Genomic DNA, 24,974 nt, shown 5'->3' on the forward strand with positions numbered 1-24,974 from the left:
GCGGACGGTGCGGCTCGCGGACGTCAGAGCCCGGTGGCCGCTCTGGCTATGTCGGCGGCGAAGGTCGAGACCTCGCTGTACACGCCGGGGTAGCCGGGTTCGGCGCAACCCTGGCCCCAGCTGACGATGCCGACCTGGAGGTAGGCGCCGGTGTCGTCCTTGCGGAACATGGGGCCGCCGGAGTCGCCCTGACAGGTGTCGACGCCGCCCTGGGCCACGAATCCGGCGCAGATCTCGTCGCCGGGGACGAGGTCGCTGCCGTACGCCTGCCGGCACGTGGCGTCGTCGACGAAGGGGACGGTGGCCTTGAGCAGATAGCGCTGCTGGCCGCCGCCTTCGCGGGTGGCGCCCCAGCCGGCGACGGTGAAGTCGCCGTTGTTGTAGGCGGTGTTGGTGGCGATCTTCAGGGTGGGCAGGTCGATGGGCCGGGCGAGCTTGATGAGGGCCCAGTCCTTGCCCTTGCCGTTGTAGCCGGGGGCTTGGAGCACCTTGGTGGACTTGACCTTGACGGCGCTGCCGCTCTGGAGGTCGACGACGCCGGCGGTGGCGGTGATGGAGGTGTTGGTGCCGGAGCCGTTCACGCAGTGCGCGGCGGTCAGGACGATGCTCTTGGTGTAGAGGGCTCCGCCGCAGCCCATGGAGAGTCGGACCATGAAGGGGAATTCGCCCTGGGCGGCGCGTGTGCCGCCGACGACGGGTGCGGGTGCGGCGTGCGCGGACAGTGGCTGGAGGGATACGGCGGCGAGCGCGACCGCGCCGACGGCGAGCAGTCTTCTGATGACGCCGTGCTTCCTGAGAGACTTCAACGTGCTTCCTTTCGTGGGGGGTTGTCCGCAGGGCCGGTGCACGAAAAACGCTTAATGGCATGCACCTGCCAAGCTGGTGGGGATTATGGGACCGGCCGCCGTACCGGGCAAGAGCCGCATTCCGGCCAGCCGCCGACCCGCCCGCCCCGCTCCCCCGCCACCGGGCGGAACCCCGCTTACAGTGGAGAGGAGTTCCGGCGTCTTCTGGGGGTGCGGGCGTGGCGAACGGCGGTCCCGTCGAGCACGGCTACCCGCATCTGGACACGGTGCGGGCATCGATCACCGCGCTCTACAAACGGCTCTCGTACGACACCGTCCACACCTTCGCGACCAGCGTGGCGCCCGCCGACGTGGCCTTCGCCGACGTCGACGACCTGCATCTGGGCGCCCAGCGCGTGGCCCGTGAGATGGTGCGGCACTACCACCTGCCGGACGCCCGGATGATCGTCGGCTTCCGCGAGATGACCCATGCGGCGCACGTCGAACTCGCCGCGGGACCCGAGTACTTCATCGAGCTCAACGACCGCTTCCGCACCCACCGCAGGGACATCGGGGCCGCCCTCGCCCACGAGGTGATGCACGTCTGTCTGCACCGCCTGGACCTCTCGTTCCCCGGCACCCGCGACACCGAGATCCTCACCGACACGGCCGCCGCCTACCTCGGCGCGGGCTGGCTCCTCCTCGACGCCTACCGCGAGGACGGCGCGTCCTCGCAGAAGCTCGGCTATCTGACCCCCGAGGAGTTCGGTTACGTCCTCGCCAAGCGCGCCCTGGTCTTCGGCGAGGATCCCTCCGTGTGGTTCACCAGCCCGCAGGCGTACACCGCGTACACCACGGGCAGGGAGCTGGCCCTGCGGGACGGGCGGCAGCCGCCGCTGACCGCGGCGGGCTGGGCGGGCCGCCGCCGCTATGCCCGCGACCGCCGCCACGCCCAGGACCACCGCGCTCCCGACCGCTCCGGCGTCTCCTACACCTTCGCGCCGGACGGCCGCGGGCCGCTGCGCGTCTCCTTCCCGTGCCCGACCTGCCACCAGCGCATCAGGGTGCCGGTGCGGGGCCGGGTACGGGCGCGGTGCACGCTGTGCCGGACCGTGCTGGAGTGCGACACCTAGTGCCGCGGCAGGCGACGTCTGCCCCGTCTTGGCACTGGCGGACGGGCCGTGTCCGGCGGCGCACGCGCGGCGTGCGGGCCGGGTGAGGGCCGGGTGAGGGCCGGGTGAGGCAGAACACCCCGAAAGTCTTTGCCTCGCGCGTCCGTGGCGAGCGAGGGTCGAAGGATGAGCACGAACGACCCGACCGCACTCCTCTTCCCCGCCGTGTACGAGGGGGACGAGGACGCGGTCGTACGGCTGCTGCGCGCCGGGGTGAGCCCCGAGGCGGTCGACGAGGACGGTCAGAGCGCCCTGTACCTGGCTGCGGTCAGCGACCGGCCCGGCGTCGTACGGCTGCTGCTGGCCACCGGCGCCGAGCCCGACCGGCTCAGCCTGGGCACGGACGCTCCCCTGTGCGGCGCGGCCTGCGGCGGTCACACGGAGGTGGTCCGCGCCCTGCTCGCGGCGGGTGCGCACCCGGACACGGTGGAGGCGTTCGGGTTCACCGCACTGACCTGGGCCCTGCGCCGGGGTCACACCGCTGTCGCGGAGGCGCTCCTCGGGGCGGGCGCGGACCCCGGCCGGCCCGGACCGGCGGGCGAACCCCCGCTGGTGACGGCCGCGCACCGGGGCTCGGCCGGCTGTGTACGGGCCCTGCTGGCGCACGGGGCAGGCGCACGGGGCGAGGCGCTGGCGGAGGCGCGCCGTCTGCTGGGCGTCGGTGTCGAGGCCGAGCTGCGGGAGACCCTGGCCCGCACGCACGGCCCCGGCCACGCCTCGGTCACCCACCGGCACGTCTCGCCCGAGGGCACCGTCGTCGAGGTCCAGCTCCTGGACGCACAGGGCCGGCCGTTCGCCGGCGACGACCTCCAGACCGGCCACGCAGAGATCGTCGCCCTGCTGAAGGCGAGCACGACCCGACCCGGACACTGAGTCCCGACGGCTCCGGGAGCGGTACGGCGGCACGCACGCCGCTCCCCTGAGGCCCCACGGCGCGCGAACCGCGCCGAGGCCGCCGCTCCCGGAAGTCCCCCTCCGCGACCGGGTCCCCGGCAGGGCGCGCCGAACCCTCCGTCACCCGACACCGCCGGGAAGCGCCGGCCTGCGCCCCATCGTCGTCGGCGTCCGCCGACCCTCTCCGTCCCCGACGCCGACAGGGCGCGCCGACCTCCGTCCCCGGCACCGGCACCGGCACCGGCAGCGGCAGCGGGACCGGCCGGCCTCGGAGCAACGTTCCGCCGGGCCGCGTGGATCGCCGGGTCGCCTACCGCGCCCCGTACACCGCTCCCGGAGCCGCGGCCCGGATCAGGAGTTCGCGGGCCGCCTCGCCGGCCTCCGCCGGGGTCCAGCGGGCGCCCTTGTCGGCGCTCGGACCCGGCCGCCAGCCCTCCATCACCGTGATCCGGCCGCCCTCGGCCTCGAAGACACGGCCGGTGACCCCTGCGCTGGCGGCCGAGCCGAGCCAGACGACCAGCGGCGAGACGTTGCCGGGGGCCATGGCGTCGAATCCGCTGCCGGGGACCGCCATGGTGTCGGCGAAGGCGCGCTCGGTCATCCGGGTACGGGCCGCCGGGGCGATGGCGTTGACCTGGACGCCGTAGCGTTCCATCTCGGCCGCCGCGACCAGGGTGAGTCCGACGATGCCTGCCTTGGCGGCGCTGTAGTTGCCCTGTCCGACCGACCCGAGCAGGCCCGCCCCGCTGCTGGTGTTGACGACCCGGGCATCGGGCGCGCGGCCCGCCCCGGCCTCCGCGCGCCAGTGCGCCGCCGCCTGTCTGAGCGGCAGGAAGTGCCCCTTCAGATGGACCCGCATCACGGCGTCCCAGTCGTCCTCGTCGAGGTTGACCAGCATCCGGTCGCGCAGGAACCCGGCGTTGTTGACGAGGGTGTCGAGCCGCCCGTACGTCTCCAGTGCGGTGCGGACGAGGGACGCGGCACCCTCGGTCGTCGCGATGTCCCCGCCGTGGGCCACCGCCTCGCCGCCCGCCGCGCGGATCTCCTCGGCCACCTGCCGGGCCGGGCTGTCGGCCGCGGGGGTGCCGTCGAGGCCGACACCGAGGTCGTTGACGACGAGCCGGGCGCCCTCGGCGGCGTACGCCAGCGCGTGGGCCCGGCCGAGCCCGCGGCCCGCGCCCGTGACGATCACGACCCGCCCCTCGCACAGCAGTGGTGCGCTCATCGGGTATCTCCCTGCTGGTCCTTGTCGGCGGTGGCCCGCCGGCCCTTGTTCGCGGTGGCTGCGTCGAGGAAGGCGGGCCGCTCCCCGCCGCCGTGGACGAGGAGAGAGGCACCACTGATGTAGGCGGCGGCGTCGGAGGCGAGGAAGACGGCGGCTGCGCCGACGTCGGAGGGCCGGGCGAGGCGGCCGAGCGGGACGGTGCGGGCGACTGCGGCGAGACCGTCCTCGCCGCCGTAGTGCAGATGGGCCAGTTCGGTGCGGACCATGCCGACGACCAGGGTGTTGACCCGGATCTCCGGCGCCCATTCGACGGCCATCGAACGGGCCAGGTTCTCCAGTCCCGCCTTGGCCGCGCCGTAGGCCGCGGAGCCGGGCGAGGGGCGCGAGCCGCTCACGCTGCCGATCATCACGATCGAGCCCCGGGACCGCCTGAGGTGTTCGCGGGCCGCGACCGACGCGGTGAGCGGGGCGGTGAGGTTGAGCTCGATCACCCGGGCGTGCCGCTCGACGTCCGCCTCGGCGAGGGGCCGGTAGGGGGCGCCACCCGCGTTGTTGACCAGGACGTCGAGCCGGGGCAGGGCGTCGAAGAAGGCCAGTACCGCGACCGGGTCGCGCAGGTCGAGGGGGACGAAGTCGGCTTTTCCGAGGGGGAGTTCGGGCGGCCGTCGGGCACAGACCACGACCTGGGCGCCGGCTCGCTCGAAGGCCCGGGTGATACCCGCCCCGACACCCCGGGTGCCGCCGGTGACGACGACGGTCCGGCCTGCGAGATCCACGGCGGGGCCGGGCGGATCCGCGCCTTCGGGCCGGTCGGAGCCGCCGGGCCGATCGAAGCGCCCTGGCCGACCGGTGGGGCCAAGCCGATCGGAAGGGTCGGGCCGGTCGGAGGGGTCGGGCCGGTTCATGGTGTCCGGGTTGTCCACAGGGCCTCCCGCGCGGCCGCGATCGCTGCTAGCTTCGCATCACACCTAACAAACGTTTGGTGGAAAGGTAGCTGATGTGCCCATGGGTGTCTCCACCTCGTCCCCGGAAAAGGGGATTTCCGTCGTCACGGTCGACTTCCCGCCGGTGAACGCGCTGCCGGTGCGGGGCTGGTTCGATCTCGCCGACGCCGTGCGCGCGGCGGGCGAGGACCCCGGGATCCGCTGTGTCGTCCTGAGAGCGGAGGGACGCGGATTCAACGCGGGCGTCGACATCAAGGAGCTGCAGCGCGACGCCACCGGTCATGGCGCGCTGATCGGGGCGAACCGCGGCTGCGCCGAGGCGTTCGCCGCGGTGTACGAGTGCGAGGTGCCGGTCGTGGCGGCGGTGCACGGCTTCTGTCTGGGCGGCGGCATCGGTCTCGTGGGGAACGCGGACGCGATCGTGGCGAGCGAGGACGCCGTCTTCGGCCTGCCCGAGCTGGACCGCGGCGCGCTCGGAGCGGCCACGCATCTGGCCCGTCTCGTCCCCCCGCATCTGATGCGCGTCCTGTACTACACCTCGCGCACGGCGACGGCGGCCGAGCTGCACGCCCACGGCTCGGTGTGGCGGGTCGTGCCGCGCGGGGAACTGCGGCCGGCGGCGCTGGAGCTGGCGCGCGAGATAGCGGCCAAGGACGGACGGCTCGTCCGGCTCGCCAAGGCCGCCATCAACGGCATCGATCCGGTCGACGTGCGCCGCAGCTACCGCTACGAACAGGGCTTCACGTTCGAGGCCGCCCTCGCCGGGGTGGCGTCCCGTGTCCGCGACACCTTCGGCAAGGAGGCTCCCCGGTGAGCGACAAGACCATGTCGGCGCAGGACGTCGTCGGCCGGCTGGAGAGCGGGATGACGCTCGGCATCGGCGGCTGGGGCTCGCGCCGCAAGCCGATGGCCCTGGTGAGAGCACTGCTCCGCAGCGAGATCACCGATCTGACGATCGTGTCGTACGGCGGCCCGGACGTCGGCCTGCTCGCCGCCGCCGGCCGGATCCGCACCCTGGTCACCGCGTTCGCGACGCTCGACTCGGTCCCGCTCGAACCGCACTACCGCGCGGCCCGTGAGCGCGGCGCGTTCCGGCTGAGGGAGGTGGACGAGGCGATGTTCATGTGGGGGCTGCACGCGGCGGCGAACCGGCTGCCGTTCCTGCCGGTGCGTGCGGGGCTCGGCTCGGACGTGATGCGGGTCAACCCGGATCTGCGGACGGTCACGTCGCCGTATCCGGACCCGGTGTCGGGGATACGGGAGGAGCTCGTGGCCATGCCCGCGCTGCGCCTGGACGCGGCGCTGGTGCACATGAACCGGGCCGACCGGGCGGGCAACGGCCAGTATCTGGGCCCCGACCCGTACTTCGACGATCTGTTCTGCGAGGCGGCGGACGCGGCGTACGTCTCCTGCGAGCGGATCGTCGACACGGCGGAGCTGACCAAGGAGGCGGCGCCGCAGACCCTGCTGCTCCAGCGGTCGTCCGTGACCGGGGTGGTGGAGACGCCGAACGGCGCGCACTTCACCTCGTGCGTCCCGGACTACGGGCGGGACGAGGACTTCCAGAAGCTGTACGCGGCCACGCCGTACGCCGAGTTCGCCGAGCGGTTCCTCGGCGGCGGCGAACACGCCTACCAGAGTGCGGTGCAGGCATGGCGAAAGGAACGGGAGCGGTGAACGGGAAAGGGGCGGGGCCGGTGCGTGTCACCCGGGCCGAATACTGCGTGATCGCGTGTGCCGAGGCCTGGCGGGACAACGGCGAGGTGCTCGCCAGTCCGATGGGCCTGATCCCGTCCTTCGGCGCCCGGCTGGCCCGGCACACGTTCTCGCCGGATCTGCTGCTGACCGACGGCGAGGCGCTGCTCGTCGGCCCGGACGGTACCCCGGAGGGCTGGCTGCCCTACCGCAGACATCTGACGGCGGTGACCGGCGGGCGGCGGCACGTGATGATGGGGGCGAGCCAGATCGACCGGTTCGGCAACCAGAACATAGCGTGCGTCGGCGACTGGTCCCGGCCGCGGCGCCAGCTGCTGGGCGTGCGCGGGGCCCCGGTCAACACGCTGAACAATCCGACCAGTTACTGGATCCCGCGGCACTCTCCACGGGTGTTCGTGGAGCGGGTCGACATGGTGTGCGGGGTGGGGTACGACCGGGCCGCCGCCGCGGGCCCGAGCGCCACCCGCTTCCATCGTCTCCCGCGGGTCGTCACCGACCTGGCCGTCCTCGACTTCGCGACGCCCGACCACGCGATGCGGCTGGTGTCCGTCCACCCGGGCGTCACCGTCGAGCAGGTCGGGGAGGCGACGGGTTTCGCGCTGACGGTCCCGGACGAGGTGCCGTTCACCCGTGAACCGGGCGCGGAGGAACTGGAGCTGATCCGCACGGTGATCGACCCGGACGGTCTGCGCGAGCGCGAGGTGCCCGATCCGCGGGGCGGTCCGATCGGGGGCGGGCGCTGATGGAGACCGCGCTGACCCGGCTCGTCGGGGTCCGGCATCCTGTCGTGCAGACCGGTATGGGCTGGGTGGCGGGGCCCCGGCTGGTCTCGGCGACGGCGAACGCGGGGGCGCTGGGCATCCTGGCCTCGGCGACGATGACGCTCGACCAGCTTCGTGACGCCGTCCGGGAGGTCAAGTCCCGTACGGACCGGCCTTTCGGGGTGAATCTGCGGGCCGACGCAGGGGACGCGGGCGACCGGGTGCGGATCATCGTCGACGAGGGCGTGCGGGTGGCGTCGTTCGCGCTGGCGCCGTCCCGCGAGCTGATCGCCGGGCTGAAGGAGGCCGGAGTGATCGTCGTGCCGTCCGTGGGCGCCCGGCGGCATGCCGAGAAGGTGGCCGCGTGGGGCGCCGACGCGGTGATCGTGCAGGGCGGGGAGGGCGGTGGTCACACCGGGGAGGTGGCGACGAGTGTGCTGCTGCCCCAGGTGGTGGACGCCGTGGACATACCGGTGGTGGCGGCGGGCGGCTTCCACGACGGGCGGGGGCTGGTGGCGGCGCTGGCGTACGGGGCGGCGGGCATCGCGATGGGCACGCGTTTCCTGCTGACCTCCGACTCGACGGTCCCGGACGCGGTGAAGGCGAGGTATCTGGCGGCGACGGTGAAGGACGTCACCGTGACGACGGCCGTCGACGGGCTGCCGCACCGCATGCTGCGCAGCGAACTCGTCGACGCGCTGGAGAAGGCGGGGCGTACCGGGACGCTCGTCCGGGCGGTGCGGCGGGCCGCCGGGTTCCGGCGGATCTCGGGCCTGTCCTGGCCGCGGATGATCCGCGACGGCCTCGCCATGAGACACGGCAGGGACCTGACCTGGAGCCAGGTCCTGCTCGCCGCCAACACCCCGATGCTGCTGAAGGCGTCGATGGTGGACGGCCGGACGGATCTGGGGGTGATGGCGTCGGGGCAGGTGGCGGGGGTGATCGAGGATCTTCCGTCGTGCGCGGAACTGGTCGAGCGGGTGATGGCGCAGGCCCGGGCGACCCTGGACGCGCTTCCCTCGCCGGCCGGAACGGACCCTCCGTGGGCCGAGGCCTGTCACGGCCCGGGAGACTGAACGCCCGCGCGGCTCAGGGGAGCCCGTCCCCTCCGGCGGCGCGGCTCACGAGGGTCTGTCCCTCCGGCAGCGCGGCGCACGGGGCCGCTCCTCCGGCGGCGCGGCGCACGGGCCCGTCCCTCCGGCCGTGCGGCTCGCGGGATCTGTCCCCTGGCCGCGCGGGTCGTGGTCTCTCAGATCCGTTCGATGATCGTCACGTTGGCCTGACCGCCGCCCTCGCACATCGTCTGGAGCCCGAAGCGGCCTCCGGTGCGTTCCAGTTCGTGCAGCAGGGTGGTCATGAGGCGGACGCCGGTGGCGCCGAGCGGGTGGCCCAGAGCGATGGCGCCGCCGTTGACGTTGACCTTCTCGGGGTCGGCGCCGGTCTCCTTGAGCCAGGCGAGGACGACCGGGGCGAACGCCTCGTTGATCTCGACGAGGTCGATGTCGCCGATGGACATGCCGGTCTTCTTCAGGGCGTACGCGGTGGCGGGGATGGGGGCCGAGAGCATCCGGATGGGGTCCTCGCCGCGTACGGAGAGGTGGTGGACGCGGGCCCGGGGGGTCAGGCCGTGTTCACGGACGGCCCGTTCGGAGGCGAGCAGCATCGCGGCGGCTCCGTCGGAGACCTGGGAGGAGCAGGCGGCGGTGATGGTGCCGCCCTCGACGACCGGGTTCAGGGCGGCCATCTTCTCCAGGGTGGTGTCGCGGCGCGGTCCTTCGTCGGCGGTGACGTCGCCGTGGGGGACGGTCTCGCGGGCGAAGCGGCCCTCGTCGGCGGCGCGGATCGCCCGCTGGTGCGAGCGGAGGGCGTACTCCTCCTGGTCGCGGCGGCTGATGCCCCACTTGGCGGCGATGAGTTCGGCGCCGTGGAACTGGTTGACGGGGCGGTCGCCGTAGCGGGCGCGCCAGCCCTCGCTGCCCGCGAAGGGGCCCTCGGTGAGGCCGAGGGGTTCGGCGGCCCGGCGGGAGGCGAAGGCGATGGGGATCTGGCTCATGTTCTGCACGCCGCCGGCGACGACGAGGTCCTGGGTGCCGGACAGGACGCCCTGGGCGGCGAAGTGGACGGCCTGCTGGGAGGAGCCGCACTGCCGGTCGACGGTGACGCCGGGGACCTCTTCGGGCAGCCCGGCCGCCAGCCAGCTGGTGCGGGCGATGTCCCCGGCCTGCGGCCCGACGGTGTCCAGACAGCCGAGGACGACGTCCTCGACGGCCGCCGGGTCGACGCCGGAGCGTTCGACGAGGGCCCTCAGCACGTGCGCGCCAAGGTCGGCCGGGTGGACCGCGCCGAGTCCTCCCCCGCGTCGCCCGACGGGCGTGCGGACCGCTTCGACGATGTAGGCCTCGGCCATGACGACTCCCTCGGTGTGGGTGGTTCGCTTATGTCTCCTCGCGGACGGAGATGCCGTCGAGCACCATCGACAGGTACTGGCGGGCGATCTCCTCGGGGCTGTGCAGACCGCCGGGCCGGTACCAGGAGGCGGCGACCCAGACGGTGTCGCGGACGAAGCGGTAGGTGAGGCGGATGTCGAGGTCGGCCCGGAAGACCTCGGCGTCGACGCCGCGCTCCAGGGTGCCGAGCCAGGCCTTCTCGAAGTTGCGCTGGGATTCGGTGAGGAAGGCGAAGCGCTCCTGCGCGGCGAGGTGCCGGGATTCCTTCTGGTAGATCGCGACGGCCGCGCGGTGCCGGTCGATCTCCCGGAAGGATTCGGTGACCAGGGCTTCGAGGGTTTCCCGGGGGCCGAGTCCGGCGTCGAGGACGGTGTCGTAGCCGTTCCAGAGTTCGTCGAGGAAGGTGCGCAGGATCTCCTCCAGCATCGATTCCTTGGAGTCGAAGTGGTAGTAGAGGCTGCCGGCGAGCATCCCGGCCTCGTCCGCGATCCTGCGGACGGTGGTGGCGTTGTAGCCCTGTTCGGCGAACACCTCGGCGGCGGTGCCGAGCAGTTCGCGGCGGCGCTCCGGGGTGGCGGTCACCTGGGGCTTCTTCTTGGTAGGCACCCGGTCATTGTCGTCCTAAGGGTGCTGGCTGCTCACGGAGACGACCTCGCCCGTGAGGTACGAGGAGTAGCCGGAGGCGAGGAACACGATGACGTTGGCCACCTCCCAGGGTTCGGCGTACCGGCCGAAGGCCTCGCGGGCGGTCAGTTCCTCCAGGAGCCCGGGGGTGGTGACCTTCGCCAGGTGGGGGTGCATGGCGAGGCTGGGCGAGACGGCGTTGACCCGGACTCCGTAGGCGGCGGCCTCGACGGCGGCGCAGCGGGTGAGGGCCATGACGCCCGCTTTCGCGGCGGCGTAGTGGGCCTGTCCGGACTGGGCGCGCCAGCCGACGACGGAGGCGTTGTTGACGACGACTCCGCCGTCGCCCTGTTCCCTGAGCCGCCGCAGGGCGGCGCGGGTGCAGCGGAAGGTTCCGTTCAGGGTGACGTCGAGGACGGTGGACCACTGGTCGTCGGTCATGTCGACGAGGGGCGAGGTGCCGCCGAGTCCCGCGTTGTTGACGACGATGTCGAGTCGGCCGTGGAGGTCGATGGCGGTGTCGAAGAGGGCCTGGACCTGGTCCTCGGCGGTGACGTCGCAGGGCTGTGCGGCGACCTGGTCGGGGCCGAATTCGGCGGCCAGGGTCTCGGCGGTCTCCTTGAGGCGGCGGGTGTGCGCGTCGCTGACGACGACGCGGGCGCCCTCTTCGAGGAACCGGCGTGCGGTGGCTCCGCCGATGCCGGCGCCGGCCGCGGCGGTGATGACGGCGCTGCGGCCCTTCAGCAGTCCGTGGCCGGGTACGTACGCCGGGCTCTCGACGTCGCTCATGTCTCCAAGCTAACCTACCAAACACTTGTTAGGGAAGGTTGCCGGAAGGTGCCGCCGATGGATCTCGACCTCTCCCCCGCCGACCAGGCGTTCCGTGCCGAGGCCCGTGCCTGGCTGGACGCCCGTGTCCCGGCCCTCCCGCTGCCCTCTCTGGAGACCGCGGAGGGCTTCGCGGCGCATCGCGCGTGGGAGGCCGAACTGGCGGCGGACCGCTGGTCGGTGGTGTCGTGGCCGGCGGAGTACGGCGGCCGGGACGCGGACCTCGTGCGCTGGCTGGTGTTCGAGGAGGAGTACCACGCGGCGGGCGCGCCGGGCCGGGTCGGGCAGAACGGCGTCAGTCTCCTCGCGCCGACGCTGTTCGGGCACGGCACGGCGGAGCAGCGCGCGCGGGTGCTGCCCCCGATGGCCACGGGCGAGGTGGTGTGGGCGCAGGCCTGGTCCGAGCCGGAGGCGGGTTCGGACCTGGCCTCGCTGCGGTCGCGGGCGGTGCGGGTGGACGGCGGCTGGCTGCTGCGGGGGCACAAGACGTGGTCGTCGCGGGCGGCGTTCGCCGACCGCGCCTTCGGCCTGTTCCGCAGCGAGCCCGGCCTGGCGAGGCCCCATGAGGGCCTGACGTATCTGATGTTCGACCTGCGCGCGCCGGGGGTGACGGTCCGCCCGATCGGGCGGCTGGACGGCAGGCCGGCGTTCGCGGAGCTGTTCCTGGACGACGTGTTCGTGCCCGACGAGGACGTGATCGGCGAGCCGGGGCGGGGCTGGCGGGTGGCGATGTCGACGGCGGGCGACGAACGGGGTCTGACGCTGCGTTCGCCGGGCCGTTTCCTGGCGGCCGCGGACCGGTTGGCGGCGCTGTGGCACGCCCACGGCGACCCGTCCGACTCGGCCCTGCGCGAGCGGGTGGCCGACGCGGTGATCGGGGCGCGCGCCTACCAGTTGTTCGCGTACGCCCATGCCTCCCGGCTGCTCGAGGGGGAGAGCATCGGGCCGGAGTCCAGCCTGAACAAGGTGTTCTGGTCGGAGCTGGACATCGCGCTGCACGAGACGGCGCTCGATCTGCCGGGCTCCGGGGGCGAGCGGGCGGACACCGCGTGGTCCGAGGGGTATGTCTTCGCGCTCGCGGGTCCGATCTACGCGGGCACCAACGAGATCCAGCGCGACATCATCGCCGAGCGGCTGCTCGGCCTTCCGAAGGGCCGCCGCTGATGCGCTTCCTCCTCGACGCCGAACAGCGTGCCTTCGCCGCCTCCCTGGACGCGATGCTGGCGTCCGCGGACACGCCGTCGGCGGTGCGGGCGTGGGCGGACGGCGATCACGCTCCGGGGCGGGTCCTGTGGTCACGGCTCGCCGAGGCGGGCGTGTTCGCGCTGGCGGTCCCGGAGGCGTACGAGGGGGTGGGCCCGCTGCCGGTGGACCTGGCGGTGGCGTTCGTGGAGCTGGGGCGGCACGCGGTGCCGGGCCCGGTGGTGGAGACCGTCGCCGCGGCCGTCCTGCTGGGCGAGCTGAGCGCGCTGGGTGAGCCGGGTCCGGCCGAACGGCTGCTGCCGGGGCTGGCCTCGGGCAAGAGCGTCGCCACGCTGCTTCTGCCCGACGGTCACGCGCCCGCGGCGGGTGCTTCGGCGCCGTCCGGCAGGCACACGCCCGACGCAGCCGCGGCACCGTCCGAAGGCCACACGCCGGACCTGGACCCGGCAGCCCTGTCCGGCGGTTGCGCGCTGGACGCGGACGCGGCGGCGGTGTCGCTCGTGGTGGACGGTGACGGGCTGCGGCTCGCGTCCGGTCACGGGCCGGTGCGGGCGTCCGTGGACCGGGCCCGCCGGCTCGCCCGGCCGGAGGGCGGCGGCGAGCTCCTGGCCGCGGGCCCGCGGGTCGCCCGTGCCGCGTCGGCGGCGCTGGCCTGGGCCCGGCTGGCCACCGCCGCCCAGGCGCTCGGGGTGGGTCTCGCGCTGCTCGGCCGGACCGTCGCGTACGTGGGGCAGCGGACCCAGTTCGGTGTCCCCGTCGCCTCGTTCCAGGCGGTCAAGCACCGGCTCGCGGACGCGATGATCGCCCTGGAGTTCGCGCGGCCGCTGCTGTTCGGGGCCGCGCTGTCGACGGCACCGGCGGACGTGGCCGCCGCGAAGGTGACGGCGTGCGAGGCCGCGTACGGCGCCGCCAGGGCCGCGCTGCAGTTGCACGGCGCGATCGGCTACACCGCCGAGTACGACCTGTCCCTGTGGTTCACCAAGGCCCGTGCCCTGCGGACGGCCTGGGGCACCCCGGCCGAGTGCAGGACCGAGGCGCTGGCCGGGCTCAGTGGTGGTGGTCGTCGTCCCCGCTCGTGAGCGCCCGGTACTCCTCGGCCGTCGGTTTGGGGATCTGTGTGCCGGGCCCGTACAGGGCGCGCGCCAACCGGGCGCGCAGCCGCCGGGCTGGGCCGGCGCGGCGGGCCACGCCGTTGGCGTCGACGAGCGGGCCCAGTTCGTAGGGCGGCGCCTGTTCGTGCTGGGTGAGGGTGAACCGCTGGGCCGGGGTGAGCGGTTGATGGACCTCGACGTACTCGCCGTGCGGCAGCATCTTGATCGTGCCCGTCTCGCGTCCGTGCAGCACCTTGTCGCGGTCGGCGCGCTGGAGCCCGAGGCAGATCCGTTTCGTGAGGACGTAGGCGAGTGCGGGTCCGGCGAAGACGGCGACGCGGACGAACCAGGTGATCGCGTTGATCGACAGATGGAAGTGGGTGGCCCACAGGTCGTTGCCGCCGCCGACCAGCAGGACGGCGTAGAGGGTCAGCCAGGCGACGCCGAGCGCGGTGCGGGTGGGCACGTTGCGCGGCCGGTCCAGGATGTGGTGCTCGCGCTTGTCGCCGGTGACCCAGGCCTCGATGAACGGGTAGACGGCGATGGCGGTCATGATGATCGGAAAGAGCATGAAGGGGATGAAGACGCCCAGTTGGAGGGTGTGGCCGAAGGCGTTGATCTCCCATCCCGGCATCACGCGGATGAGTCCTTCGGAGAAGCCGAGGTACCAGTCGGGCTGTGCGCCGGTGGTGACCAGGTCGGGGCGGTAGGGGCCGAACGCCCACACGGGGTTGATCGTGGCGATCGCTCCCATGATCGCCAGGACGCCGAAGACCAGGAAGAAGAAGCCGCCGGCCTTGGCCATGTAGACGGGCAGGAAGGGCATGCCGACGACCGTTCTCCGGTCCTTCCCGGGTCCCGGGTACTGCGTGTGCTTGTGGTGGAAGACCAGGATCAGGTGGGCGACCACCAGGCCCAGCATGATGCCCGGCAGCAGCAGGACGTGGATGGGGAAGAACCTCGAGATGATGTCGTGCCCCGGGAACTCCCCGCCGAAGAGGAAGAAGGAGAGGTACGTCCCCACGACGGGGATCGACAGGATGGCGCCGTCGGCGAAGCGGACGCCGGTGCCGGAGAGCAGGTCGTCGGGGAGCGAGTAGCCGGTCAGTCCGGTGATGAGGCCGAGCATCAACAGGGTCCAGCCGAACAGCCAGTTGACCTCGCGCGGCTTGCGGAACGCGCCGGTGAAGAACACCCGCATCATGTGGACGAGCATCCCGGCGAGGAAGACGACCGCCGCCCAGTGGTGGATCTGGCGGATCAGCAGCCCGCCGCGCACGTCGAAGCTGATGTCGAGCGTGGACTCGTACGCCCGGGTCATGAGGACGCCGTTCAGCGGTCCGTAGGAGCCGTGGTAGACGACCTCGACGCCGCTCGGCTCGAAGAAGAGGGTGAGGTAGACGCCGGTGAGGATCAGGACGAGGAAGCTGTAGAGGCAGACCTCGCCCAGCATGAACGACCAGTGGTCCGGGAAGACCTTGCGCATGTTGGCCTTGGCCAGCGAGTAGACGCCGAGGCGTCCGTCGGCCCAGTCGGCGAGCCGCTCCCCCTTGCCGGTCTCCGGCGCGCGCCGGGCCCGTACGGTCCCCTCGGGCCCGGGGGTCCCCGAAGTACCCGAAGTCCCGCTCGGGGGTGCCCCGTTCACCGAAGTCCGTGCGGCCCTGCCGGAGTCGATCTCTCGTGCGCCCATTCGCCGCTCCCCTCGGCCCACCAGGGTGGCACGCCGGCCGGTCCAAGCCAACGGGGCGTCAGAGGTGGGGTGTCGGGGTGACGGGGGCCGCCCGGTGTCCGCCGGACCGCAGCGAACGCCGGTCGGGTCAGGTCACTATCCCCTGGGCCCGTGCCGCCGCCAGCCAGTGCGGGAACTCCGCGACCAGCCGGTCGTAGAGCTCCCCGTCGCTCACCTCGCGCGGATCCGAACCGGCATGGAAGAAGCCCGCGTTGTCGACGACGCGCTTGTGCGGCACGGCCAGTTCGTCGAGTTTGCGCAGGAAGTCGAACTGCTTGCTGCCCCGGTCGCCGAACCCCACGAACTGCCAGAACATCGGCAGCCGGGCGGCCTTGCACAGGTACCGTTCGGCGGCGAGCTTGTTGATCGGCCCTCCGTCGGTCTGGAAGACGACGAGGGCCGGGGCGTCCGAGCCGCTGTCGAGGTAGTGGTCGATGACGGCGTCCATGGCGAGGTGGTAGCTGGTCCTGCCCATGTGCCCGAGCCCGGCCACGATCGATCCGATCCGCCCCCGGTGGTTGTCGAGCGCGATGTCGGTGACGGCGTCGACGTCCGTGGAGAAGAAGACGACCGGGACGGTGCCGTCGTCGTCGAGGTGGGCGGACAGGCCGAGCACCCGGTCGGCCAGTGCCTGCACACTGCCGTCGTCGTAGTACGGCTTCATCGACCCGGAGTAGTCCACGACCAGGTACACGGCGGCCCGTTGGCCGCTCAGTCCGTGCTTGACGAGGCTGACCCCGGCGCTCTTGTAGGGGCCCACCAGCGCCGGCGCGGCCTCCTCGATCTTGGTGAGGCTGATTCCGGCCATGTGGACTCCCGTCGTGCGCGGACCGCGGAACGACGAGATTACGTCACCCGGCCGTCCGGCCCGTGGGGCGGGCACCGGCGTTCACCTGCGGCAGCCACGGATCACGGCCCTGCCGTTCCCCGTTGTCAGAGGCGTTGGATAGTTTGATCATCGCCGTCCCCACCGGCTCGTCCTTTCCCCATTCCCCGCGCGTTCCTAGGAGCCGGCCGTGGAGCCCGAGTCCGCCGTCACCACCTGCTACCGCCACCCCAAGGTGGAGTCGCATGTGCGCTGCACCCGATGCGACCGCTACATATGTCCGGGCTGTATGCGCGAGGCGGCCGTCGGCCATCAGTGCGTGGAGTGCGTGAAGGAGGGCGCGAAGTCGATCCGGCAGGCGCGCACGGCCTTCGGCGGCCGGATCTCGGCGGTACCCGCGGTGACGTACGCCCTCATCGGCCTGAACGTGCTGGCCTATCTGGCCGAACTGCTGCGTTCCTCGGTCGAGGGCCGGTTCGCGATGCTCGGCGCGGGCCTGACGGACTCGGACGGGAACCACTACCTCTGGGACACCGCGCACTCCTCGTTCTACCGCCCGGAGGGCGTGGTCGCCGGGGAGTGGTACCGGCTGCTGACGGGCGCGTTCCTGCACTCGTCGCCCGCCGAGGGCACGTTCGGGATCGCGCACATCGTGATGAACATGTTCGTACTGTGGAACATCGGCCGGATCGTCGAGGTTCAGCTCGGCCGGGTCCGCTATCTCGCGCTGTACCTGCTGTCGGCGCTCGGCGGCTCGGTCCTCGTGCTGCTGATCGCGCCGGGCGACCAGACGGTCGGCGCCTCGGGCGCGATCTTCGGCATCGGCGCCGCCTACTACGTGATGGCCCGCAGGCTCGGCACGGACATGAGCAGCGTCAACCGGTTCATGGCGGGCCTGCTGATCTGGCTCCTGATCTCGGCGGGGATCACGTCCTGGCAGGGGCACCTGGGCGGACTGCTGGCGGGCGGGCTCGTGACGGCGGCCTACGCGTACGCGCCCCGCGGCCCCCGTCGGGCACTGGTCCAGGCGGCCGTCTGCGGGGGGCTTCTCCTGCTGCTGGTGGTCCTCGTGGTGCTGAAGGTGTCGGCGCTGAGGACCGGCGCGGTGTGACGGACCGCCAGGGGCGCGCATCCGGCGTGTCCGGGGCGCGGGAGGACCGACCGGGCGACGCGCGGTCCGGGGCGCGAGAGGACGCGCCGGGCGACGCGCGTCCGGGGACACGAAAGGCGGACCGGGCGATACGCGCCCGGCCCGCCCGGCGTCCCCGCCCGTACGCCGGCGCTGCGTACCCTGTGCGTCATGAAACGTGCGGGTTTCCTGTTGTTCGCCCTCGTCCCCGTGCTGATCACGGCGGCGGTCTCCTGCACCACGCCCGAGCACACCGCGGCCGACGCCAAGGGCAACCCGTCGCCCGTGTCGCGGTCCCGTGCGACGGACAGGGCCGGGGGAAAGCGGGCGGTCCATGACGCGGCCGTCGCCGGCCGGCCGGCGGGTCTCGCCGCCCCGGACAAGAAGGAACTCGCCCAGAAGATCGTGGCGAGTGCCGAGAACGCCACGCTGAACTGGCGCTCGGCGTACGGCTACATCGAGGACATCGGTGACGGCCAGGGCTACACCGCGGGCGTCATCGGCTTCTGCACCGGCACCCACGACCTGCTCACCCTCGTCGAGCGCTACACGAAGGCGCACCCGGACAACGGGCTCGCCCGCTATCTCCCGGCCCTGCGCGAGGTCGACGGCACGGACTCCCACGAGGGTCTGGACCCGGGCTTCGTCACGGCCTGGCGCCACGAGGCCACCCTCGCCGCGTTCCGCGAGGCCCAGGACTCCGAGCGCGACCGGGTCTACTTCGACCCCGCGGTCCGGCTCGCCAAGCTCGACGGGCTCGGCACGCTCGGCCAGTTCATCTATTACGACGCCATGGTGATGCACGGTCCCGGCACGGGCGACGACGGTTTCTACGGACTGCGCGAGCGCGCCCTGCGCGAGGCGAAGCCGCCGTCCGGGGGCGGCGACGAGAAGGCGTACCTCGGCGTCTTCCTGGACGTCCGCCGCGCGGCCATGAAGTCCGCGGACCCCGACCGCGACACCACCCGTGTCGACACGGCTCAGCGCCGGTTCCTCGACGAGGGGAACCTCGCTCTGGACACACCGCTGGAGTGGAAGGTGTACGGCGAGACGTACCGCGTGCCGTAGGGGCCGGGCCTGTCCCACGAGCCGTGCCGGGCGGCCCGGCACGGGTGCGGACATGGAGGCGGGCCGCCGGCCCGGACGGGTGCGGACCCATGAGCCGGCCTCGGCCCCGGACCGGGTGCGGACATGCGGCGGCGCCTGCCAGGGCGTCCGGTCGGGGACAGTGAGGCAGGCGCCGTCTCGTGTTCCGCACGCCTTTGTGCGGGACGTTTCGAGTGACCGTGTCAGGTCACGCATCCATGGGTCAGACCGTCAGCGAACGGTCCGTCGGGCGGATCGGGGCCGGCAGGTCGCTCGCTCCGGTGAGGAAGCGGTCGACACCGCGGGCGGCCGAGCGGCCCTCCGCGATGGCCCAGACGATGAGGGACTGGCCGCGGCCGGCGTCACCGGCGACGAACACCCCGGGGACGTTGGTCGCGAAGTCGGCGTCGCGGGCGATGTTGCCGCGCTCGTCGAGCTCCAGACCGAACTGGGAGACCACACCGTTCTCGACGTCCGTGCCGGTGAAGCCCATCGCCAGCGTCACCAGCTGGGCGGGGATCTTGCGCTCCGTGCCCGGCTTCTGGTTCAGCTTGCCGCCGGTGAACTCTACCTCGACCAGGTGCAGCCACTGGACGTTGCCGTCCTCGTCGCCCTCGAAGTGGGTCGTCGAGACGGCGTAGACGCGCTCGCCGCCCTCCTCGTGCGCGGAGGTGACCTTGTAGAGCATCGGGAACGTCGGCCAGGGCTGGCCCGGGTTCCGCTCCTCGCCCGGCCGCGGCATGATCTCCAGCTGCGTGACCGAGGCCGCGCCCTGGCGGTGGGCGGTGCCCACGCAGTCCGCGCCCGTGTCGCCGCCGCCGATGACCACGACGTGCTTGCCCTCGGCGGTGATCGGGGGCGCCACGAAGTCGCCCTCCTGCACCTTGTTGGCCAGCGGCAGGTACTCCATGGCCTGGTGGATGCCGTTCAGCTCCCGCCCGGGGACGGGCAGGTCACGGGCGGTCGTGGCGCCGGCGGCGATGACGACGGCGTCGTACCGCTTGCGCAGGTCCGTCGCCTTGAGGTCGCGGCCGATCTCGATGCCCGTGCGGAAGCGGGTTCCCTCCGCGCGCATCTGCTCGATGCGGCGGTTGATGTGCCGCTTCTCCATCTTGAACTCGGGGATGCCGTAGCGCAGCAGACCGCCGATGCGGTCGGCGCGCTCGTACACCGCGACCGTGTGCCCGGCCCGCGTGAGCTGCTGGGCGGCGGCGAGACCGGCGGGACCGGAACCGATGACCGCGACGGTCTTGCCGGAGAGGCGCTCGGGGGCCTGGGCCGCGACGGAGCCGCTGTCCCACGCCTTGTCGATGATCGAGACCTCGACGTTCTTGATGGTCACGGCGGGCTGGTTGATGCCCAGCACGCACGCCGACTCGCACGGAGCGGGGCACAGGCGGCCCGTGAACTCCGGGAAGTTGTTCGTGGCGTGCAGCCGCTCGGAGGCGGCCTGCCAGTCCTCGCGGTACGCGTAGTCGTTCCACTCGGGGATCAGGTTGCCCAGCGGACAGCCGTTGTGGCAGAACGGGATGCCGCAGTCCATGCAGCGCGAGGCCTGCTGGGAGATGATCGGGAGCAGCGAGCCCGGAACGTAGACCTCGTTCCAGTCCTTGAGCCGCTCCTGGACCGGCCGGGACCTGGCGACCTCACGGCCGTGGTTCAAAAAGCCCTTGGGATCAGCCATTGGTCGCCGCCTCCATCATCTTCTCGGTGATCGCGGACTCGTCGAGTCCGGCTCGCTCGGCGGCGTCCTTGGCGGCGAGCACTGCCTTGTACGTGCTGGGAATGATCTTGCTGAAGCGGTCGACGGCGGCGGGCCACTCGGCGAGCAGCTTCTCGGCGACCGTCGAGCCGGTCTCCTCGGCGTGCCGGCGCACGACGTCGTGCAGCCACTTCTTGTCGGCGTCGTCGAGGTCCTCGACGGCACCGACGCTGGCGACGTTCACGTTGTCGCGGTCGAGGTCGATGACGTAGGCGACACCGCCGGACATGCCGGCCGCGAAGTTGCGGCCCGTCTCGCCGAGGACGACCGCGTGACCGCCGGTCATGTACTCGCAGCCGTGGTCGCCCACGCCCTCGGAGACCACCAGCGCGCCGGAGTTGCGGACGCAGAAGCGCTCGCCGGTGCGGCCGCGCAGGAACAGCTCGCCGCCGGTCGCGCCGTAGGCGATGGTGTTGCCCGCGATGGTCGAGTACTCGGCGAGGTGGTCGGCACCCCGGTCGGGGCGGACGACGACCCGGCCGCCGGAGAGGCCCTTGCCGACGTAGTCGTTGGCGTCGCCCTCCAGGCGCAGCGTGACGCCGCGCGGCAGGAAGGCGCCGAAGGACTGGCCCGCCGAGCCGGTGAAGGTGATGTCGATGGTGTCGTCGGGCAGGCCCGCGCCGCCGAACTTCTTCGTCACCTCGTGGCCGAGCATGGTGCCGACCGTGCGGTTGATGTTGCGGATCGCGACCCGGGCGCGGACCGGCTGGGCGTCGGCCTGGGAGTCCGCGGCCAGCGCGTCGGCGGCGAGCTTGATGAGCTCGTTGTCGAGCGCCTTCTCCAGGCCGTGGTCCTGCTCGATGACCTGGTGCAGGGCCGCACCCTCGGGCAGTTCGGGCACGTAGAAGAGCGGGGACAGGTCCAGGCCCTGCGCCTTCCAGTGGGTGACGGCGCGCTCGACGTCGAGGTTCTCGGCGTGGCCGACGGCCTCCTCGATCGAACGGAAGCCGAGCTCGGCGAGGATCTCGCGGACTTCTTCGGCGATGAACTTGAAGAAGTTGACGATGTACTCGGCCTTGCCGGCGAACCTCTCGCGCAGCACCGGGTTCTGGGTGGCGATGCCGACCGGGCAGGTGTCGAGGTGGCAGACGCGCATCATGACGCAGCCGGAGACGACGAGCGGCGCGGTCGCGAAACCGAACTCCTCGGCGCCGAGCAGCGCGGCGATGACGACGTCGCGGCCGGTCTTGAGCTGGCCGTCGGTCTGCACGACGATGCGGTCGCGCAGGCCGTTGAGGAGCAGGGTCTGCTGGGTCTCGGCGAGGCCGAGCTCCCAGGGGCCGCCCGCGTGCTTGAGCGAGGTCAGCGGGGAGGCACCCGTGCCGCCGTCGTGACCCGAGATGAGGACCACGTCCGCGTGCGCCTTCGACACACCGGCCGCGACCGTGCCGACGCCGACCTCGGAGACCAGCTTCACGTGGATGCGTGCGGCCGGGTTGGCGTTCTTGAGGTCGTGGATCAGCTGAGCCAGGTCCTCGATGGAGTAGATGTCGTGGTGCGGCGGCGGGGAGATCAGACCGACGCCCGGGGTCGAGTGCCGGGTCTTGGCCACCCACGGGTAGACCTTGTGGCCGGGCAGCTGGCCGCCCTCGCCGGGCTTGGCGCCCTGGGCCATCTTGATCTGGATGTCGTCGGCGTTGACCAGGTACTCGGAGGTGACACCGAAGCGGCCGGAGGCGACCTGCTTGATGCTGGAGCGGCGCGCCGGGTCGTACAGGCGCTCCGGGTCCTCGCCGCCCTCACCGGTGTTGGACTTGCCGCCCAGCTGGTTCATGGCGATGGCGAGGGTCTCGTGCGCCTCCTTGGAGATGGAGCCGTACGACATGGCGCCGGTGGAGAAGCGCTTGACGATCTCGGAGACGGGCTCGACCTCGTCGAGGGAGATCGACGGGCGGTCCGAGGTGAAGCCGAACAGGCCGCGCAGCGTCATGAGGCGCTCGGACTGTTCGTTGACGCGGTCGGTGTACTTCTTGAAGATCTCGTAGCTGCCGGAGCGCGTCGAGTGCTGGAGGCGGAAGACCGTCTCGGGGTCGAACAGGTGCGGCTCGCCCTCGCGGCGCCACTGGTACTCGCCCCCTATGTCCAGGGCGCGGTGCGCGGGCGCGATGCCGGAGGCCGGGTAGGCCTTGGCGTGCCGGGCGGCGACCTCCTTGGCGACGACGTCGAGGCCGGCGCCGCCGATCTTGGAGGCCGTGCCGTTGAAGTACTTCTCGACGAAGGCCTGCTCCAGGCCGACGGCCTCGAAGACCTGGGCGCCGCGGTAGGAGGCGACGGTCGAGATGCCCATCTTGGACATGACCTTCAGGACGCCCTTGCCGAGCGCGTAGATCAGGTTGCGGATGGCCTGCTCGGGCTCGATGCCCTGCAGGAAGGTGCCGGCGCGGACGAGGTCCTCGACGGACTCCATCGCGAGGTACGGGTTGACGGCCGCGGCGCCGTAGCCGATGAGCAGGGCGACGTGGTGGACCTCGCGGACGTCTCCGGCCTCGACCAGCAGGCCCACCTGGGTGCGCTGCTTGGTGCGGATGAGGTGGTGGTGCACGGCCGCGGTGAGCAGCAGCGAGGGGATCGGCGCGTGCTCGGCGTCGGAGTGACGGTCCGACAGGACGATCAGACGGGCGCCGTTCTCGATGGCGGCGTCGGCCTCGGCGCAGATCTCCTCGATGCGGGCGGCGAGGGTGTCGCCGCCGCCGGAGACCCGGTACAGGCCGGACAGCGTCGCGGCCTTCATGCCGGGCATGTCGCCGTCGGCGTTGATGTGGATGAGCTTGGCCAGCTCGTCGTTGTCGATCACCGGGAAGGGCAGGGTGACGCTGCGACAGGAGGCGGCCGTCGGCTCCAGCAGGTTGCTCGCCGGGCCGAGGGAGGAGCGCAGGGAGGTGACCAGCTCCTCGCGGATCGCGTCCAGCGGCGGGTTGGTGACCTGGGCGAACAGCTGGGTGAAGTAGTCGAAGAGCAGACGCGGGCGCTGCGAGAGCGCGGCGATCGGCGAGTCGGTGCCCATGGAGCCGATCGGCTCGGCGGCGGCCTTGGCCATCGGCGCGAGGATGATCCGCAGCTCCTCCTCCGTGTAGCCGAAGGTCTGCTGGCGGCGGGTGACCGAGGCGTGGGTGTGCACGATGTGCTCACGCTCGGGCAGGTCGGAGAGCTCGATCTCGCCGGCTTCCAGCCAGTCCGCGTACGGCTTCTCGGCGGCGAGGGCGGCCTTGATCTCGTCGTCCTCGATGATGCGGTGCTCGACGGTGTCGACGAGGAACATCTTGCCGGGCTGGAGGCGGCCCTTGCGGACGACCTTGGCGGGGTCGATGTCGAGGACGCCGACCTCGGAGCCGAGGACGACGAGGCCCTCGTCGGTGACCCAGTAACGGCCGGGGCGCAGGCCGTTGCGGTCGAGGACCGCGCCGACCTGGGTGCCGTCGGTGAAGGTGACGCAGGCCGGGCCGTCCCAGGGCTCCATCATTGTGGAGTGGAACTGGTAGAAGGCGCGCCGGGCCGGGTCCATGGAGTCGTGGTTCTCCCACGCCTCCGGGATCATCATGAGCACGGAGTGCGGGAGCGAACGGCCGCCGAGGTGCAGGAGTTCGAGCACCTCGTCGAAGGAGGCCGAGTCGGAGGCGTCCGGGGTGCAGACGGGGAAGATCCGCTCCAGGCCCTTGTCGCCGAACAGCTCGGAGGCGAGCTGGGACTCGCGGGCGACCATCCAGTTGCGGTTGCCCTTGACCGTGTTGATCTCGCCGTTGTGCGCGACGAAGCGGTACGGGTGGGCGAGCGGCCAGCTCGGGAAGGTGTTCGTGGAGAACCGGGAGTGCACGAGCGCGATCGCGGAGGCGAAGCGGCGGTCGGACAGGTCCGGGAAGAAGGGCTCCAGCTGGCCGGTGGTCAGCATGCCCTTGTAGACGATGGTCCGCGCGGACAGCGAGGGGAAGTAGACCCCGGCCTCGCGCTCGGCGCGCTTGCGCAGCACGAAGGCGCTGCGGTCCAGGGCGATGCCCTCGTTCTCGCCGTCGGCGACGAAGATCTGGCGGAAGGCCGGCATCGTCGAGCGGGCGGTGGCGCCGAGGAGCTCGGGGGCGACCGGGACCTCACGCCAGCCGAGGACGGTGAGGCCCTCTTCGGCGGCGATCGTCTCGATCTGTGAGACGGCGTCGGCCGTGCCGTCGTTCGGGAGGAAGGCGATGCCCACCGCGTACGAGCCGGCTGCGGGGAGTTCGAATCCGGCCACTTCGCGCAGGAAGGCGTCCGGGACCTGGGAGAGGATGCCGGCGCCGTCACCCGAGTCGGGCTCGGAGCCGGTGGCACCGCGGTGTTCCAGGTTGCGCAGAACGGTGAGCGCCTGCTCGACCAGCGCATGGCTCGCCTCGCCGGTGAGGGTGGCCACGAAGCCGACGCCACAGGCGTCGCGCTCGTTGCGGGGGTCGTACATACCCTGCGCAGCAGGGCGAGCATCCATGAAGGACCACTTCCGGTCGTTCGCGGAGTGCTGGGACGGCTGGCGCGGCGTACGCATCGGCTCTCCCGTCGTCGTCGGGGCGGGGGGTCTCCCAGGCTCTGAAGGCGCTGGGGAGACATCTGCCGAGGGACGACGTTGGCCCTCATGCTGGGTGCAAAATTTCGTGCAGGTTACATGATGGAACGGTTCTCGGGAACCGGATACTTCGTTCCAACATGCGGACACCACAGGAGCCGCGGCGGGGGTGACGCGCTTCGGCAGTGGGAGGTACTGGGACCTGAGCGGACAGATCGATGACCATC

The 24,974-nt window shown here is 72.1% G+C and carries 20 protein-coding genes; 10 read left to right on the forward strand and 10 right to left on the reverse strand.

Annotated elements, in window-relative coordinates; translation table 11 throughout:
* Window positions 1–23 precede the first annotated feature (23 nt).
* A complete protein-coding gene (locus tag ACH4S8_RS18730) occupies window positions 24–806 on the reverse strand; it encodes a serine protease (protein ID WP_398395245.1) in 783 nt (260 codons plus the stop codon).
* Between the two features lie 218 nt (window positions 807–1,024).
* On the opposite strand from ACH4S8_RS18730, the gene ACH4S8_RS18735 reads away from it, so the two are divergent.
* Together ACH4S8_RS18735 and ACH4S8_RS18740 are read left to right on the forward strand one after the other, a co-directional pair.
* Complete coding sequence (locus tag ACH4S8_RS18735) at window positions 1,025–1,918, forward strand: hypothetical protein (RefSeq protein ID WP_398395247.1); 894 nt, start codon at window positions 1,025–1,027, stop codon at window positions 1,916–1,918.
* A 165-nt stretch (window positions 1,919–2,083) separates the two neighbouring features.
* Window positions 2,084–2,830, forward strand: a complete 747-nt coding sequence (locus ACH4S8_RS18740) for an ankyrin repeat domain-containing protein (RefSeq protein ID WP_398395249.1) — start codon at window positions 2,084–2,086, stop codon at window positions 2,828–2,830.
* Between the two features lie 331 nt (window positions 2,831–3,161).
* Here ACH4S8_RS18740 and ACH4S8_RS18745 read toward each other — a convergent pair whose 3' ends face one another.
* Window positions 3,162–4,076: an SDR family oxidoreductase gene (locus tag ACH4S8_RS18745; protein WP_398395251.1), complete on the reverse strand. Its 915-nt coding sequence runs from the start codon at window positions 4,074–4,076 to the stop codon at window positions 3,162–3,164.
* Complete coding sequence (locus tag ACH4S8_RS18750; protein ID WP_398395253.1) at window positions 4,073–4,852, reverse strand: SDR family oxidoreductase; 780 nt, start codon at window positions 4,850–4,852, stop codon at window positions 4,073–4,075. Before ACH4S8_RS18750 ends, ACH4S8_RS18745 begins: the two co-directional genes overlap by 4 nt.
* 229 nt (window positions 4,853–5,081) lie before the next feature.
* On the opposite strand from ACH4S8_RS18750, the gene ACH4S8_RS18755 reads away from it, so the two are divergent.
* From ACH4S8_RS18755 to ACH4S8_RS18770, 4 genes are read left to right on the forward strand one after another with little or no spacing between them, the layout of a single operon-like run.
* A complete protein-coding gene (locus ACH4S8_RS18755; protein WP_398395255.1) occupies window positions 5,082–5,834 on the forward strand; it encodes an enoyl-CoA hydratase family protein in 753 nt (250 codons plus the stop codon).
* Window positions 5,831–6,697, forward strand: coding sequence for a CoA transferase subunit A (locus ACH4S8_RS18760; RefSeq protein WP_398395257.1), 867 nt, complete (start codon window positions 5,831–5,833; stop codon window positions 6,695–6,697). The genes ACH4S8_RS18755 and ACH4S8_RS18760 overlap by 4 nt, the downstream gene beginning before the upstream one ends.
* Window positions 6,673–7,479 carry a CoA-transferase subunit beta gene (locus ACH4S8_RS18765; protein WP_398395259.1) on the forward strand — a complete coding sequence of 269 codons (807 nt, stop codon included), beginning with the start codon at window positions 6,673–6,675 and terminating at the stop codon, window positions 7,477–7,479. Before ACH4S8_RS18760 ends, ACH4S8_RS18765 begins: the two co-directional genes overlap by 25 nt.
* Window positions 7,479–8,573: an NAD(P)H-dependent flavin oxidoreductase gene (locus ACH4S8_RS18770; RefSeq protein WP_398395261.1), complete on the forward strand. Its 1,095-nt coding sequence runs from the start codon at window positions 7,479–7,481 to the stop codon at window positions 8,571–8,573. The genes ACH4S8_RS18765 and ACH4S8_RS18770 overlap by 1 nt, the downstream gene beginning before the upstream one ends.
* Window positions 8,574–8,746: 173 nt before the next feature.
* Here the strand turns inward: ACH4S8_RS18770 and ACH4S8_RS18775 are convergent, their stop codons facing one another.
* From ACH4S8_RS18775 to ACH4S8_RS18785, 3 genes are read right to left on the reverse strand one after another with little or no spacing between them, the layout of a single operon-like run.
* Window positions 8,747–9,904 (reverse strand): acetyl-CoA C-acetyltransferase, encoded by a 1,158-nt coding sequence (locus tag ACH4S8_RS18775; protein ID WP_398395263.1) that lies wholly within the window; start codon window positions 9,902–9,904, stop codon window positions 8,747–8,749.
* Between the two features lie 28 nt (window positions 9,905–9,932).
* Complete coding sequence (locus tag ACH4S8_RS18780; RefSeq protein ID WP_398395265.1) at window positions 9,933–10,550, reverse strand: TetR/AcrR family transcriptional regulator; 618 nt, start codon at window positions 10,548–10,550, stop codon at window positions 9,933–9,935.
* Between the two features lie 15 nt (window positions 10,551–10,565).
* The gene (locus ACH4S8_RS18785) at window positions 10,566–11,357 is read right to left on the reverse strand and encodes an SDR family oxidoreductase (protein ID WP_398395267.1); all 792 of its coding nucleotides are present in this window, start codon (window positions 11,355–11,357) and stop codon (window positions 10,566–10,568) included.
* 57 nt (window positions 11,358–11,414) lie between these two features.
* On the opposite strand from ACH4S8_RS18785, the gene ACH4S8_RS18790 reads away from it, so the two are divergent.
* Window positions 11,415–12,560, forward strand: coding sequence for an acyl-CoA dehydrogenase family protein (locus tag ACH4S8_RS18790; protein ID WP_398395269.1), 1,146 nt, complete (start codon window positions 11,415–11,417; stop codon window positions 12,558–12,560).
* On the forward strand, window positions 12,560–13,678 hold the full coding sequence (locus tag ACH4S8_RS18795) for an acyl-CoA dehydrogenase family protein (protein ID WP_398395270.1): 1,119 nt from the start codon (window positions 12,560–12,562) through the stop codon (window positions 13,676–13,678). Before ACH4S8_RS18790 ends, ACH4S8_RS18795 begins: the two co-directional genes overlap by 1 nt.
* Here the strand turns inward: ACH4S8_RS18795 and ACH4S8_RS18800 are convergent.
* Together ACH4S8_RS18800 and ACH4S8_RS18805 are read right to left on the reverse strand one after the other, a co-directional pair.
* Complete coding sequence (locus ACH4S8_RS18800) at window positions 13,647–15,380, reverse strand: cytochrome bc complex cytochrome b subunit (RefSeq protein WP_398395272.1); 1,734 nt, start codon at window positions 15,378–15,380, stop codon at window positions 13,647–13,649. The genes ACH4S8_RS18795 and ACH4S8_RS18800 overlap by 32 nt on opposite strands.
* Before the next feature lie 127 nt (window positions 15,381–15,507).
* Window positions 15,508–16,227: a vWA domain-containing protein gene (locus tag ACH4S8_RS18805; protein ID WP_398395274.1), complete on the reverse strand. Its 720-nt coding sequence runs from the start codon at window positions 16,225–16,227 to the stop codon at window positions 15,508–15,510.
* 208 nt (window positions 16,228–16,435) lie between these two features.
* On the opposite strand from ACH4S8_RS18805, the gene ACH4S8_RS18810 reads away from it, so the two are divergent.
* Window positions 16,436–17,356, forward strand: coding sequence for a rhomboid family intramembrane serine protease (locus ACH4S8_RS18810; RefSeq protein ID WP_398395276.1), 921 nt, complete (start codon window positions 16,436–16,438; stop codon window positions 17,354–17,356).
* A 189-nt stretch (window positions 17,357–17,545) separates the two neighbouring features.
* Window positions 17,546–18,442, forward strand: a complete 897-nt coding sequence (locus ACH4S8_RS18815) for a chitosanase (protein WP_398395278.1) — start codon at window positions 17,546–17,548, stop codon at window positions 18,440–18,442.
* Between the two features lie 241 nt (window positions 18,443–18,683).
* Here the strand turns inward: ACH4S8_RS18815 and ACH4S8_RS18820 are convergent, their stop codons facing one another.
* The gene (locus ACH4S8_RS18820) at window positions 18,684–20,144 is read right to left on the reverse strand and encodes a glutamate synthase subunit beta (protein WP_398395280.1); all 1,461 of its coding nucleotides are present in this window, start codon (window positions 20,142–20,144) and stop codon (window positions 18,684–18,686) included.
* Window positions 20,137–24,729, reverse strand: a complete 4,593-nt coding sequence (gltB, locus tag ACH4S8_RS18825) for a glutamate synthase large subunit (RefSeq protein ID WP_398395282.1) — start codon at window positions 24,727–24,729, stop codon at window positions 20,137–20,139. The genes ACH4S8_RS18820 and gltB overlap by 8 nt, the downstream gene beginning before the upstream one ends.
* Window positions 24,730–24,974: the final 245 nt, after the last annotated feature.

This window comes from Streptomyces sp. NPDC021080 (assembly GCF_044333225.1).
In the GTDB taxonomy this organism is placed as follows: Bacteria; Actinomycetota; Actinomycetes; order Streptomycetales; family Streptomycetaceae; genus Streptomyces.

What these genes read in the sequence shown, in the direction of transcription:
- ACH4S8_RS18820 (WP_398395280.1), bottom strand. Translation starts at nt 20,144, where the DNA reads ATGGCTGATCCCAAGGGCTTTTTGAACCACGGCCGTGAGGTCGCCAGG.
- ACH4S8_RS18755 (WP_398395255.1), top strand. Translation starts at nt 5,082, where the DNA reads ATGGGTGTCTCCACCTCGTCCCCGGAAAAGGGGATTTCCGTCGTCACG.
- ACH4S8_RS18775 (WP_398395263.1), bottom strand. Translation starts at nt 9,904, where the DNA reads ATGGCCGAGGCCTACATCGTCGAAGCGGTCCGCACGCCCGTCGGGCGA.
- ACH4S8_RS18785 (WP_398395267.1), bottom strand. Translation starts at nt 11,357, where the DNA reads ATGAGCGACGTCGAGAGCCCGGCGTACGTACCCGGCCACGGACTGCTG.
- ACH4S8_RS18795 (WP_398395270.1), top strand. Translation starts at nt 12,560, where the DNA reads ATGCGCTTCCTCCTCGACGCCGAACAGCGTGCCTTCGCCGCCTCCCTG.
- ACH4S8_RS18765 (WP_398395259.1), top strand. Translation starts at nt 6,673, where the DNA reads ATGGCGAAAGGAACGGGAGCGGTGAACGGGAAAGGGGCGGGGCCGGTG.
- ACH4S8_RS18815 (WP_398395278.1), top strand. Translation starts at nt 17,546, where the DNA reads ATGAAACGTGCGGGTTTCCTGTTGTTCGCCCTCGTCCCCGTGCTGATC.
- gltB (WP_398395282.1), bottom strand. Translation starts at nt 24,729, where the DNA reads ATGCGTACGCCGCGCCAGCCGTCCCAGCACTCCGCGAACGACCGGAAG.
- ACH4S8_RS18790 (WP_398395269.1), top strand. Translation starts at nt 11,415, where the DNA reads ATGGATCTCGACCTCTCCCCCGCCGACCAGGCGTTCCGTGCCGAGGCC.
- ACH4S8_RS18740 (WP_398395249.1), top strand. Translation starts at nt 2,084, where the DNA reads ATGAGCACGAACGACCCGACCGCACTCCTCTTCCCCGCCGTGTACGAG.
- ACH4S8_RS18805 (WP_398395274.1), bottom strand. Translation starts at nt 16,227, where the DNA reads ATGGCCGGAATCAGCCTCACCAAGATCGAGGAGGCCGCGCCGGCGCTG.
- ACH4S8_RS18745 (WP_398395251.1), bottom strand. Translation starts at nt 4,076, where the DNA reads ATGAGCGCACCACTGCTGTGCGAGGGGCGGGTCGTGATCGTCACGGGC.
- ACH4S8_RS18770 (WP_398395261.1), top strand. Translation starts at nt 7,479, where the DNA reads ATGGAGACCGCGCTGACCCGGCTCGTCGGGGTCCGGCATCCTGTCGTG.
- ACH4S8_RS18800 (WP_398395272.1), bottom strand. Translation starts at nt 15,380, where the DNA reads ATGGGCGCACGAGAGATCGACTCCGGCAGGGCCGCACGGACTTCGGTG.